The following is a 12,778-nucleotide window of genomic DNA, read 5'->3' on the forward strand; positions in this document are numbered from 1 at the left end:
CATGCGGTTCGACGATCGGTACATCGCTCGGGTCACCCTCGACCCAAGCCATGACACCGGTCGGTACCCCTTCACCCTGCCCGCGGTCCGCGAGCTGGCCCGCGGAGAAGGGATCGACTTCGACGAACGGGTGACGTTCCTCGTCGGCGACAACGGGACCGGGAAGTCCACGATCATCGAGGCGATCGCGGTCGCGTCCGGGTTCAACGCCGAGGGCGGTTCCATCTCGTTCCGGTTCGCCACCCGTGCGACCGAGTCGTCTCTTGGGGACTACATCGTGATCCAGCGTGGACTGAAGCGGCCGCGCAACGGCTACTTCCTGCGGGCGGAGTCGTTCTACAACGTCGCCACCGAGATCGAGCGCCTCGGCTTGGCCACGGCGGATGCCTACGGCGGGGTCTCCCTGCACGAGCGCTCCCACGGGGAGTCGTTCCTCGATCTGGTGATGCACCGGTTCAAGCCCGGCGGCCTCTACATCCTCGACGAGCCCGAGGCCGCACTCTCGGTGAAGGGCTGTCTGGCTCTGGTCGCGCGCATCGTCGAGCTCGCCGACGAGCGATCCCAGTTCATCATCGCCACCCACTCTCCGGTCCTGCTCTCGGTGCCCGGCGCGAGGATTTTGCAGTTCGACGACGAGGGACGCATCGAGCAGGTCGCCTACGACGACGCCGAACCGGTCACCCTGACCCGACGGTTCCTGGCGGACCCGGCGAGATATCTGCGGTACGTCCTGGAGGACTGAGCCTCTCGCGGGCCGCGTGCTCCGCTATCCCTCGTGTCCGGTGACGGCGGCGCGGGTGTGCTCGAGGGCGTGGTCGCGCAGGGCGGTGCCGCCGCCGGTGACGATGCCGATGCTGAAGCCGTCCCACATCGCCCGCAGGCGCTCGGAGAGGGCCTCTCGGCCAGGCACCTGGGGGAGAGCTGCAGCGAAGAGCCGGACCAGGTCGGCGTGCCAATCGTCGTCCATCGCGCGCTGCGCGGCGGCGAGCTCGGCGTCGTACGGCGCGCGGGCCCACAGCTCGAGCCACAGGAGCCAGCGGGGGTCACGCTCGTCGAGGGCGAGGTAGACGTCGGTGAAGGAGAGCAGCGCGTCGACGCCTCCGGCTCCGTCCTGCTCGACCTTCTCCAGGATGGGTGCCCGCTGCGCGGCGTACTCGCTCTCGCTCCATCGCAGGGTCTCGAGGAGCAGGCCGTTGCGGGTGCCGAAGTAGTAGAGGAGGTGGCCGCCGCTGGTGCCGAGCCGAGCGGCGAGGGACGCCATCGTGACCTTGGCGAGCCCCTCCTCCGCCACCATCTCCAGGGTGGCCGCGAGCACCTGCTCCCGCGGTCGTTCCAGGCGTCGGTTGGAGCGTGTGCGTGTCACTTCACCAGTGTCCCCTCGTGCTCGCTTCGCAAGATCTTTGGTCGGCCCTCTTGACTCTAGCGGTGATCTGGGTCACTTTGAACACCGTTCAAAGTTTTGTACGGCGTTCAAAACTCGCTGTACCCTCATTCCCAAGGAGACCGCGATGATCGAATCCATGCAGGTGACGCCGGACGAGGTGACGCCGGCGCCTGATCGGCGCAAGCTCGCGCGAGTGCTCGGGCCTGGCGCGGCGATCCTGCTGGTGCTGTCGTGCATCACGCCCGCATCGAGCCTGTTCATCATCGTCCCGGAGCTGTTCGCGATGCAGGGGAGCGGTGCGGTGCTGGCGGTCGTGGCCGGCTTCGCGGTCTCGGTCGCGATCGCCGCCTGCTACGCCGAGCTGGGCACCCGCACCGCCAGCTCGGGCGGGGAGTACGCGATGGTCACCCAGACCCTCGGCAAGTCGATGGGTTGGCTGACCTTCTCCCTGGCCGGGGTGCTGCTCTGGCTCATCCCGCCGATCTTCGCCCTCGGCACCGCCGACTACCTGGCCGACCTCGTGGAGCTGCCGAGGGCCGCTACCGGAGCGATCGTGATGCTCCTCTCGACGGCCACGGCGATCCTCAACATCAAGGCCAACGCGGTCGTCACCGGCACCTTCCTCGCGCTCGAGATGATCGCCGCCGTGGTCGTCACCGTCCTCGGGCTCGGCCACATCCAGCGCGGCCCCGGCGAGCTGGTCTCCCCGCACGTCATCGGTGAGACCGGCCTGGAGCCGTTCACGCTGGCGATCCTCATCTCCGGCCTCGCCGTGAGCACCTTCCTGGTCAGCGGGTTCGGCACCACCGTCTACCTGTCCGAGGAGATCGTCGACCCGCGTCGCAACGTCGCCCGCGTGATCTTCTGGACCCTCGGCCTGGGCGGCCTCGTCATCCTCGTCCCGACCGTGACCACGGTCCTAGCGGTCGACGACCTCAGCGACCTCGCCTCCGGCAACTTCTCCCAGTGGGTGGCCGCGTGGGGTGGCGATCGAGTCGCCGTCGCCGTGAACGTCGCCATCGCCATCGCGATCCTCAACGCCGTCATCGTGATGGTGCTGCAGAACGCCCGGGTCGTCTACGCCTCCGCACGCGACCGCTCCTGGCCGACCCCGGTCAACGGCGTCCTCACCAAGCTGCACCCCCGCTACGCCACCCCGTGGCTGGCCACCCTCGTGATCGGCATCCCCGGTGCCATCCTCGCCGGCGCCGTCGAGATCGAGGCGCTGCTGGGGGTGACCTCGGTGGTCATCTCCACGATGTACGTCGTCGTCGCGATCGCCGCGCTCCGCGCCCGCCGTCAGGGGCCCGCCGCTTTGGGCTGGCGGATGCCGCTGTGGCCGCTGCCGCCGCTGATCGTCATCGGCGCGATCGGCTACGCGCTGGCCGGCTCCGCACGTCTGGACATCCTGATCACGGCCGGTGTCGTGGTCGCCGCCCTCACCTACTACCACCTCTTCCTCGCCCGCCGGGCCGGCGAGCGGTTCCTCGTCGTCGAACCGACCGAGGATTGAGCCCTGAACGGGCGCAACTGTCCACCACGAGAATCGAACAAGAGAGAAGAACGACATGGCTCGCTACGGAACCCAGTTCGGCCCCGACATCACCTTCCTGGGTGTCGACCGGTGTGACTGGGCCGACCCCGCGACGTACGAGGGTGCCGATGTGGTCATCCTCGGCGCCCCCTTCGACGGAGGTACCTCGCACCGGTCGGGCACCCGGTTCGGCCCGCAGTTCATCCGGCAGACCTGCTATCTGCCCCACGACGGGTCGCGGCCCTCGCTCGCGATGCGCGTCGACGCGCTGCGGGACCTGAAGGTGCTCGACGCGGGCGACGTCGAGATGTACTCCGGCGACGCGGAGCGCTCGGTGCGCGACCTCCAGGATGCGGTCCACGCCGTGACGAGCAACGGTGCCATCCCGCTGGTGCTGGGCGGCGATCACACGATCGCCTGGCCCGACGCCGCCGGTGTCGCCCAGCATCTCGGCCAGGGACGCGTGTCGATGATCCACTTCGACGCCCACGCCGACACCGGCGACATCGAGTTCGGCTCGCTCATCGGGCACGGCCAGCCGATGCGCCGGCTCATCGAGTCGGGTGCGCTGCGCGGCGACCGGTTCCTGCAGATGGGGCTGCGCGGCTACTGGCCCGAGCCCGAGACGCTCGACTGGATGGCCGAGCAGGGCATGCGGTCCTACGAGATGACCGAGATCGTGCACCGCGGGCTGGAGGAGTGCCTCAGCGAGGCCTTCACGATCGCGACCGACGAGTGCGACGGCGTCTTCCTCTCGGTCGACATCGACGTCTGCGACCCCGGGCACGCGCCCGGCACCGGCACTCCGGAGCCCGGCGGCCTGACCTCCCGCCAGCTGCTCGATGCGGTCCGTCGGATCGCCTACGAGCTGCCGGTGGTCGGGATCGACGTCGTCGAGGTCTCCCCGCCCTACGACCACGCCGACATCACCTCGTTCCTCGCCAACCGGGTCGTTCTCGAGGCGCTCTCGGGCATCGCCCGCCGCAGGCGCGACCAGGCCGACGGGACCCGCTGGGACCCGAGCCTTCCGCTGCTGGCCCAGCGTCCGGACCAGCGCCCCACCGACACTGACAAACAGGAGAACTGACATGACCACCCACGACGTGATCGTGGTCGGCGCCGGGGTGACCGGCCTGACTGCGGCCTGGCGACTCGCCCAGGCCGGCAAGGACGTGCTCGTCCTCGAGGCGCGCGACCGAGTCGGCGGCCGGCTGCGCACCGAGGCGCACGGCACACCCGGGGTGGAGGCCGACTTCGAGGTCGGCGGCCAGTGGGTCTCGCCGGACCAGGACGCCCTGCTCGGGATCCTCGACGAGCTCAGGCTGCCGACCTACCCGCGGTTCCGCGACGGTGAGTCGCTCTACGTCGACAAGGCGGGAGTCACGCATCGCTTCGGTGACGAGCTGCCGGTCGAGGAGTCCACCCTGGCGGCGATCGCGCAGCTGACCAAGGCGCTCGATGCGCTGGCCGCGGGCATGGACCCGGCCCGGCCGTGGGACCTCGAGGACGCCGCCCACCTCGACAGCGTCTCGTTCCGGGCCTGGCTCGAGGAGCGGTGCGAGGACCCGGTGGCCGTCGACAACGTCGCGCTCTACATCGGGCCGGCGATGCTGACCAAGCCCGCCCACTCCTTCTCCGTGCTCCAGGCCGTGCAGATGGCCGCCAGCGCGGGGTCGTTCAGCAACCTCGTCGACGCCGACGTGATCCTCGACCGCCGGGTCGTCGGCGGTCTGCAGCGGGTGCCGCTGACGCTGGCCGAACGGCTGGGGGACCGGGTCCGGCTCGGCCAGGACGTGACCCTGGTCGAGTGGGACGAGGACGGTGCCGTGGTCCACATCGGCGCCGAGATCCACGCCGCGCGCCGCCTGGTCCTCGCCGTGCCGCCGACCCTGGTCAAGCGGATCCGGTTCAGCCCCGAGCTTCCGGCCGAGCACCGGATGGCCCGCGAGCACCAGTCGTTCGGGCTGGTCATCAAGGTGCAGGCGCAGTACGAGACGCCGTTCTGGCGCGCCGACGGCCTCAGCGGCACCGGCTTCGCTCCCTGGCAGCTGGTCCACGAGGTCTACGACAACACCCCCGAGGGCGAGCAGCGCGGGACGCTGGTCGGCTTCGTCTCCGACAAGCGCGCGGACGCCGCCGGCCGGCTCCCCGACGAGGAGCGGCGCCGGCAGGTGCTCGCGTCGCTGGCGACGTACTTCGGGGACGCGGCGCTCGAGCCGCTCACCTACGTCGAGAGCGACTGGCACCACCAGGAGCTCACCGGCGGGGCGTACGGGACCAGCTTCGACCTCGGCGGGCTGACCAGGTGGGGCGCGGTGCTGCGCGAGCCGCTCGGCCCGATCGAGTTCGGCAGCAGCGACGTCGCCGGTCACGGCTTCCAGCACGTCGACGGCGCCGTCCGGGTGGGCGAGGAGATCGCCCGGACCATCCTCGACGGCGGGCTGAGGCCGCTGGGCGCCACGAGGTCAGCGGGCGGCGACCTCCGCGCCGTAGCGCTCGACACAGAACGCCGAGAGCCGGTCGGCCAGCGCTGAGAGGGCGCCGGCGGCGTGGTGGTGCGGGTCCCATGCCGCGTACAGCCTGATCCGCACCCGACCGGCCGGCGCCTCGATGTGCAGCGGCACCAGACCGAAGCGCGGGTCGTCGGAGACGATCGCGACGCCGCGGCCCGAGGCCGCGAGCGCCTGGGCGACCTGGGCGTTGGACACCTCGAGGACGTCGCCGTAGCCCACGGCGGCGTCCTCGACCGCTGCGTCCAGGAGCGGCCGGGGCCGCAGGTCCTCGGTGAGCAGGACGAGCGGCCGGGTGACCAGGTCGCGTACGTCCACGGACCCCCGCCCCGCCCACGGGTCGTCGGGGCGGACATAGGCCCACACCGGCAGCACGGCGAGGGCGCGCGAGGTCAGCGAACGGCCCGGGGGCCGGGTGACGATCGCCAGGTCGGCGCCGGCGCGGACCGCGGCGACCGCGCCGCGCGGATCGAGCTCGCGGACCATCGCGACCGGGTCGTCCGGCCCGAGCGTCGCCAGGAACGGCGCGAGCACGTCGGTGAGCGTCGTGGACGGCACGGCGAGGTGCAGCTCGTCGAGCCGGCCGGAGGCGAGCAGGCCGACGGCGCGCTCGAGGTCGTCGGCGTGCGCGAGCAGGTCGCGGGCGCGGGGGAGGAGGTCCATCGCCGTCCGGGTGAGCCGCAGGCGCCGCCCCTCCCGGGCGAACAGCGGCACGCCCAGGTTCGCCTCGAGCTGTCGCAGCTGCCGCGACAGCACCGGCTGGGTCACGTGCAGCAGCTCCGCGGCGCGGGTCGCGGAGCCCGCGTCGGCGGTGGCGACGAAGTAGCGCAGCAGCCGCAGATCCATGCTCATGAGGCATGATCTTAGTAGCCAAAAGGTCTTGGACGACATGTGTCGCCGAGGCCCATGCTGATCCCATGACCGAGCTCTCGACCCTCGAACAGTCCCGCCTCCTGCGTACGCCGCTCCCCGGCCCCCGCTCCCAGGAGCTCATCCGCCGCAAGGCCGCGGCCGTGAGCCAGGGCGTGGGCACGACGATGCCCGTCTTCGCCGCCCGCGCCGCGGGCGGGATCGTCGAGGACGTCGACGGCAACCGCTTCATCGACCTGGGCTCCGGCATCGCGGTGACCACGGTCGGCTCCAGCGCCGCCCGCGTCGTCGACGCGGTCACCGAGCAGGTGGCGGCCTTCACCCACACCTGCTTCATGGTCACGCCCTACGAGGGCTACGTGGCCGTCGCCGAGCAGCTCGCCCGGCTCACCCCCGGCGACCACGAGAAGCGCACCGCGCTGTTCAACTCCGGCTCCGAGGCCGTCGAGAACGCGGTCAAGATCGCCCGCTCGTTCACCGGCAAGGACGCGGTCGTGGTCTTCGACCACGCCTACCACGGCCGCACCAACCTCACGATGGCGATGACGGCGAAGAACATGCCCTACAAGCACGGCTTCGGACCGTTTGCCGGAGAGGTCTACCGGGCGCCGATGTCCTACCCGTTCCGGGACGCTGTCGAGATCGACGGCAAGCTGGCGGCCGCCCGGGCGACGTCGCAGATCGAGACCCAGGTCGGCGCCGAGAACCTCGCGGCCGTCGTCATCGAGCCGGTCCAGGGTGAGGGCGGCTTCATCGTCCCGGCACCCGGGTTCCTCGCCGCGCTGGCGGAGTGGTGCCGGGCCAACGACGTGCTCTTCGTGGCCGACGAGGTGCAGTCCGGCTTCGGCCGCACCGGCACCTGGTTCGCCGTGGAGCACGACGACGTCGTCCCGGACATGGTGGTCAGCGCGAAGGGCATCGCCGGTGGTCTGCCACTCTCCGCGGTGACTGGGCGCGCCGAGGTCATGGACGCCGTCCACCCCAGCGGCCTGGGCGGCACCTACGGCGGCAACCCGCTCGCCTGCGCCGCCGCGCTGGCCGTGATCGAGACCATCGAGGCCGAGGACCTGCTCAGCCGGGCCCGCCAGATCGAGGAGCGCCTGCTCGGCCGGCTCCGCGACCTGCAGGCCGGAGACCCGCGCATCGGCGACGTACGCGGCCGGGGCGCGATGATCGCCGCCGAGTTCGTCGACCCCGCCACGGGCGACCCCGACGGCGCGACCGCCAAGGCCGTCGCCGCCTACGCCCACAGCCAGGGCGTCATCGCCCTGACCTGTGGCACCTGGGGCAACGTCATCCGCTTCCTGCCGCCGCTGAGCATCTCCGACGAGCTGCTCGACGACGCCCTCGACGTACTCACGACCGCACTGGAGGAGTCCAAGTGACCACGACCGCCGGGCCCATGAACACCCAGCCCAGCTACCTCGACGCCCTCGAGCCCGGCAGCGGCGTCCTCGTCGGCGGCCAGTGGCGACCGGGAGCCGCCGGCGTCTTCACGGTGGAGAACCCCGCCACCCGCGAGCACGTCGCCGACGTCGCCGACGGCAGCACCGAGGACGCGACCGCAGCCGTCGACGCGGCCGCTGCGGCACTGCCCGCGTGGTCGGCGCTGCCGCCGCGGCCCCGCAGCGACCTGCTCGTCCGGGTGCGCGAGCTGATGCTGCGCGACGTCGACGACCTCGCCGCCCTGATCGCGCTCGAGAACGGCAAGTCCCTCACCGACGCGCGCGGCGAGGTCGCCTACGCCGCCGAGTTCTTCCGCTGGTACGCCGAGGAGGCCGTGCGCCCGCACGGCGACTTCGGTGCCTCGCCGGCCGGTGGCACCCGCACCATCGTCACCCACAAGCCCGTGGGCGTGGCCGCTCTCGTGACGCCCTGGAACTTCCCGGCCGCGATGGCCACCCGCAAGATCGCCCCGGCGCTCGCGGCGGGCTGCACGGTCGTGCTCAAGCCCGCCGCCGAGACGCCGCTGACGGCGCTCGCGGTCGCCCGGCTGATCGCCGAGGCCGGCGTTCCCGACGGCGTCGTCAACGTGGTCCCCGGTCGCGACGCTGCCGGGATCGTCAGCACCTGGCTCACCGACCAGCGGGTCCGCAAGATCTCCTTCACCGGCTCCACCGGCGTCGGCCGCATCCTGCTGCGTCAGGCCGCAGACCGGGTCGTCAACACCTCGATGGAGCTCGGCGGCAACGCGCCGTTCGTGGTGACCTCGAGCGCCGACGTGGCAGCAGCAGTCGAGGGCGCGATGGTCGCCAAGTTCCGCAACGGGGGACAGGCCTGCACCGCCGCCAACAGGTTCTACGTGCACGCCGACGTCGCCGAGGAGTTCACCGCCCGGCTCGGCGCGGCCGTCGAGAAGCTCCGGGTCGGCCCCGCCGAGCAGGGCAGCGACATCGGCCCGCTCATCTCCGAGAAGGCGTACGCCACCGTCACCGGCCTCGTCGACGACGCCGTGGCCGCGGGGGCCGTGATCGCCCACCGCGCCGAGGTCCCCGCCTCGGAGGGCTACTTCTACGCACCCACGGTCCTGACCGGCGTACCGGCGGACTCGCCGCTGCTGCACGAGGAGATCTTCGGGCCGGTGGCCCCGATCGTGGTCTGGGACGACACCGAGGAGCTGCTGGCCACGGTCAACGACACCGAGTTCGGCCTGGCGGCGTACGTCTACGGCGAGATGGGCGAGGCACTGCACGTCGCCGAGCGGATCGACGCCGGGATGGTCGGCGTCAACCGCGGCCTGGTCTCCGACCCCTCGGCGCCGTTCGGCGGGGTGAAGCAGAGCGGCATCGGGCGCGAGGGCGCGCGGGCCGGGCTGGAGGAGTACCTGGAGACGCAGTACCTCAGCGTCGCCTGGTGAGTCGGGGGAGTCGTCTCGTGATTGGCATCACGCCGACTCCATCCCCGATGATGTGACTCAGGCCACCTGCACACCATGCGGGTGGTCACTCGGGACTGCCTCACCCGGCGGTCCCGCAAACACTCCAGACGGACCACCAGTGCCGCCCGGCAGATTGAGGAGTCACCCTTATGACCGCAGTGTTCGAGCCCGGGACCTCGTTCGAGGCGTACGACCTGGCCGACCGATACCGTGTCGGAGCCGGCCCCGTGCTGCTGACCGGAATCCAGGCGATCGCGCGGATGCTCGTCGAGCAGCGCGCCCTGGACCAACGCCGCGGCATGCGGACCGGCACCTTCATCTCCGGCTATCCGGGCAGTCCGCTCGGCGGCCTCGACCAGCTTCTGCTGGGCCTGCCGAAGGAGATGGCCGACGCCGACATCACCGTCGTGCCCGGTCTCAACGAGGAACTCGCCGCCACCGCCGTGTGGGGCTCGCAGTCGGCGGTCACGCTCGACACCGAGCGCTACGACGGCGTGACCGGCGTCTGGTACGGCAAGGGTCCCGGTGTCGACCGCGCGCTGGACGCGATGCGTCACGCCAACATGTACGGCGCCCACCCCGCCGGCGGCATGCTGATGCTGGTCGGCGACGACCCGGCCGCGAAGTCCTCCACCGTGCCTGCGGTCAGCGAGCGCACCCTGGCCTCGCTCGGCATCCCGGTGCTCTTCCCGCGCAATGCCTCCGAGATCGTCGAGTACGGGATGGAGGGCATCGCCCTCTCCCGCGCCTCCGGCTGTGTGGTCGCGCTCAAGATCGTCGCCGACGTCGCCGACGGTGCCTGGGTGGTCAACCCGGAGATCGGCGTCATCGACCCGGTCATGCCGAAGACCGAGTGGCAGGGCGTCCCCTACACCTACGAGCCGACCAAGATCGAGCTCTTCCCCGACCGGATCGTCGGCGCCGAGGCGAAGCTCTACGGCCCCCGGATGAACGTCGTGAAGGCGTACGCCGCCGAGAACCGGCTCAACCGGATCGAGGTCAAGGCGCCGAACGCCAAGGTCGGCATCGTCGCCTCCGGCTCGTGCTACGACTCGATGCGACAGGGCCTGCTGGACCTCGGCCTCGACCACGACGCCCTGATGGCCGCCGGCATCCGGGTGCTGCGCCTGGGCATGATGTGGCCGGTCGAGCCGACCATCGTGTCGACGTTCGCCGACGGGCTCGAGGAGATCATCGTCGTCGAGGACAAGACCTCCTTCATCGAGCAGGGCATCCGCGAGATCCTCTACGGCGAGCCGTCCGCGCCCGTCATCGTCGGCAAGAAGGACCGCGCCGGGGTCCCGTTGGTGCCGCTGGACGGGGAGCTGACCGCCGGCCGCCTGCTCGCGCCGCTGCGTCGTGCGCTGAAGGGCCGCGCCGAGCTGAAGTCCGCCGGGCCGGCCCGGATCGACCTGCCGCTGCTCTCGACCTCGCGCACCCCGTACTTCTGCTCGGGCTGCCCGCACAACCGCTCCACCGCGCTGCCCGAGGGCTCGATCGGTGGCGGCGGCATCGGCTGCCACACCCTGGTGACCGCCTCGCAGCGTGAGGACAGTGCGGTCGTCGGCATCACCCAGATGGGCGGCGAGGGCTCGCAGTGGATCGGGCAGGCGCCCTACAGCCACGCCGGCCACACCTTCCAGAACGTCGGCGACGGCACCTTCTTCCACTCCGCGCAGCTGGCCATCCAGGCGTGCGTCGCGGCGGGCGTCAACATCACCTACAAGCTGCTCCACAACGACGTCGTCGCGATGACCGGTGCCCAGAAGCGGCAGGGTGAGGTCACGATGGCGCAGCTGACGCACAAGCTGATGAACGAGGGGGTCAAGGCGATCATCGTGGTCGCCGACGAGCCGAAGCGCTACCGCCGCAGCAGCTTCCCCGCGGGCGTACGCCTGTGGCACCGCGACCGCCTCGACGACGCCCAGCGGGAGCTGCGCGAGATCGACGGCGTGACCGTGCTGATCTACGACCAGCACTGCGCCGCCGACGCGCGCCGCCAGCGCAAGCGCGGCACCATCGAGGCCCGCAACACCAAGATCGTGATCAACGAGGCCGTATGCGAGGGCTGCGGCGACTGCGGCGTGAAGTCCAACTGCCTCTCCGTGCAGCCGGTCGAGACCGAGCTGGGCCGCAAGACCCGCATCGACCAGACCTCGTGCAACACCGACTACACCTGTGTCGAGGGGGAGTGCCCCTCGTTCATGGCGGTCGAGACCGACCCGACGGTCAAGAAGGCCAAGAAGTCGACGCCGACCCCGCCCGAGGTGGCGGACCCGGGCTACGCCGACCTGGAGCGGACCTACGGCGTCTTCATGGCCGGCATCGGCGGCACCGGCATCGTCACCGTCAACCAGGTGCTCGCCACCGCGGCGCTGCGGGCCGGCTTCGGCGTGGAGTCACTCGACCAGGTCGGGATGAGCCAGAAGGCCGGCCCGGTGACCGCTCACCTGCGGTTCGGTCCGGGCGCGATCGACCCGTCCAACCGGGTCACCCCGGGTTCGGCGGACGCGCTGCTCGGCTTCGACCTCCTCACCCTGGCCGAGGGCAAGAACCTCGCCTACGGCGACCCGGAGCGCACCCGAGCGGTCGTGTCGACCAGCAAGACGCCGACCGGGCCGATGGTCTACGACAAGGACATCGCCTACCCGGCCGACGACGAGCTGCTCACCCGCGTGAACGGCGCGACCTCCTCGCTGCGCGCCTTCGACGCGCTCACCGCCGCTGAGACGCTCTTCGGCAACACCGCCGCGGCCAACTTCCTGCTGGTCGGCGCCGCCTACCAGGCCGGTGCGCTCCCGATCCCCGCCGAGGCGATCGAGGAGGCCATCGGCATCAACGGTGTCGCGGTCAGCGCCAACGTGGCCGCCTTCCGCTGGGGCCGTGCCTCCGTGGCTGCGCCCGACGAGTTCGCCAAGGTCACCGGCACGGCCACCGCGCCGGTCGAGGAGATCGTCGTGCCGGCTCTGGACGACGCGAAGCTCGACGGCGAGGTGCGCCGGCTCGTCGAGTTCCGTGCCCCGAAGCTCGTCGCCTTCCAGAACCAGGAGACCGCTCGCCGCTACATCGAGCTCGTCGACCTGGTCTGGAACGCCGAGCGTGCGGTGTCCGCCGAGACCCGCTTCTCCGAGGCGGTCGCCCGCTACCTGTTCAAGCTCACCGCCTACAAGGACGAGTACGAGGTCGCCCGGCTGCTCACCGCGCCGGCCGCCTTGGACGGTGTCCGTGCCGAGGTCCAGGGCAAGATCAGCTTCAAGCTCTCCCCGCCGGTCTTCGGGGCGCTCCTGAAGGGCCGCAAGATGACCTTCGGTCCGCGCTCGCACTTCATGCTCCGCCTCCTGGCGACCATGAAGTTCCTCCGCGGCACGATCCTCGACCCGTTCGGTCAGGCCCACGTACGCCGCACCGAGCGCGCCCTGCTCGCGCACTACTCGGCGCTGGTCACCGACCTCGCCGCGGACCTGACCGACGAGAACTACGTCCGGGCCGTCCGCCTGGCGGAGCTCCCGGACATGGTGCGGGGCTACGAGAACGTGAAGATGCGCAACGTCGAGGCCTACCGTGAGGCGCTCGCCGCCGAGGGGATCGACCTCGCGATCTAG

Annotated in this window: 9 protein-coding genes; 7 read left to right on the forward strand and 2 right to left on the reverse strand. The window is 71.2% G+C overall.

The features are described 5' to 3' along the window. Position 1 precedes the first annotated feature (1 nt). Positions 2–742 carry an AAA family ATPase gene (locus H5T77_RS05140; protein ID WP_292645926.1) on the forward strand — a complete coding sequence of 247 codons (741 nt, stop codon included), beginning with the start codon at positions 2–4 and terminating at the stop codon, positions 740–742. 24 nt (positions 743–766) lie between these two features. Here the strand turns inward: H5T77_RS05140 and H5T77_RS05145 are convergent, their stop codons facing one another. Continuing rightward, positions 767–1,363 (reverse strand): TetR/AcrR family transcriptional regulator, encoded by a 597-nt coding sequence (locus tag H5T77_RS05145; RefSeq protein WP_292645929.1) that lies wholly within the window; start codon positions 1,361–1,363, stop codon positions 767–769. A gap of 145 nt (positions 1,364–1,508) precedes the next feature. On the opposite strand from H5T77_RS05145, the gene H5T77_RS05150 reads away from it, so the two are divergent. Genes H5T77_RS05150 through H5T77_RS05160 form a run of 3 tightly spaced genes read left to right on the forward strand, consistent with a single transcriptional unit; the run spans position 1,509 to position 5,452 of the window. After that, positions 1,509–2,897, forward strand: coding sequence for an APC family permease (locus H5T77_RS05150; RefSeq protein ID WP_292645932.1), 1,389 nt, complete (start codon positions 1,509–1,511; stop codon positions 2,895–2,897). Between the two features lie 55 nt (positions 2,898–2,952). After that, the gene (gene speB, locus H5T77_RS05155; protein ID WP_292645935.1) at positions 2,953–4,005 is read left to right on the forward strand and encodes an agmatinase; all 1,053 of its coding nucleotides are present in this window, start codon (positions 2,953–2,955) and stop codon (positions 4,003–4,005) included. A 1-nt stretch (position 4,006) separates the two neighbouring features. Then, positions 4,007–5,452, forward strand: a complete 1,446-nt coding sequence (locus H5T77_RS05160) for a flavin monoamine oxidase family protein (RefSeq protein ID WP_292645938.1) — start codon at positions 4,007–4,009, stop codon at positions 5,450–5,452. On the opposite strand, the gene H5T77_RS05165 is transcribed toward H5T77_RS05160, so the two are convergent. Continuing rightward, on the reverse strand, positions 5,384–6,280 hold the full coding sequence (locus tag H5T77_RS05165; protein WP_292645940.1) for a LysR family transcriptional regulator: 897 nt from the start codon (positions 6,278–6,280) through the stop codon (positions 5,384–5,386). The two genes, H5T77_RS05160 and H5T77_RS05165, sit on opposite strands and share 69 nt — an antisense overlap. 65 nt (positions 6,281–6,345) lie before the next feature. On the opposite strand from H5T77_RS05165, the gene gabT reads away from it, so the two are divergent. The 3 genes from gabT (at position 6,346) to H5T77_RS05180 (ending at position 12,778) form a co-directional block, all read left to right on the forward strand. Next, complete coding sequence (gene gabT, locus H5T77_RS05170) at positions 6,346–7,683, forward strand: 4-aminobutyrate--2-oxoglutarate transaminase (protein ID WP_292645942.1); 1,338 nt, start codon at positions 6,346–6,348, stop codon at positions 7,681–7,683. A gap of 17 nt (positions 7,684–7,700) precedes the next feature. After that, on the forward strand, positions 7,701–9,155 hold the full coding sequence (locus tag H5T77_RS05175) for an NAD-dependent succinate-semialdehyde dehydrogenase (protein ID WP_366816611.1): 1,455 nt from the start codon (positions 7,701–7,703) through the stop codon (positions 9,153–9,155). A 170-nt stretch (positions 9,156–9,325) separates the two neighbouring features. Beyond that, entirely contained in the window at positions 9,326–12,778 is a 3,453-nt protein-coding gene (locus H5T77_RS05180) for an indolepyruvate ferredoxin oxidoreductase family protein (protein WP_292645948.1), read from the forward strand.

The organism is Nocardioides sp. (assembly GCF_014360585.1).
Lineage (GTDB): Bacteria > Actinomycetota > Actinomycetes > Propionibacteriales > Nocardioidaceae > Nocardioides.

Excerpts from the sequence above, each read along its gene's own strand:
- H5T77_RS05140 (WP_292645926.1), top strand. The coding sequence starts at position 2 with ATGCGGTTCGACGATCGGTACATCGCTCGGGTCACCCTCGACCCAAGC.
- H5T77_RS05150 (WP_292645932.1), top strand. The coding sequence starts at position 1,509 with ATGATCGAATCCATGCAGGTGACGCCGGACGAGGTGACGCCGGCGCCT.
- speB (WP_292645935.1), top strand. The coding sequence starts at position 2,953 with ATGGCTCGCTACGGAACCCAGTTCGGCCCCGACATCACCTTCCTGGGT.
- H5T77_RS05160 (WP_292645938.1), top strand. The coding sequence starts at position 4,007 with ATGACCACCCACGACGTGATCGTGGTCGGCGCCGGGGTGACCGGCCTG.
- H5T77_RS05165 (WP_292645940.1), bottom strand. The coding sequence starts at position 6,280 with ATGAGCATGGATCTGCGGCTGCTGCGCTACTTCGTCGCCACCGCCGAC.
- gabT (WP_292645942.1), top strand. The coding sequence starts at position 6,346 with ATGACCGAGCTCTCGACCCTCGAACAGTCCCGCCTCCTGCGTACGCCG.
- H5T77_RS05175 (WP_366816611.1), top strand. The coding sequence starts at position 7,701 with ATGAACACCCAGCCCAGCTACCTCGACGCCCTCGAGCCCGGCAGCGGC.
- H5T77_RS05180 (WP_292645948.1), top strand. The coding sequence starts at position 9,326 with ATGACCGCAGTGTTCGAGCCCGGGACCTCGTTCGAGGCGTACGACCTG.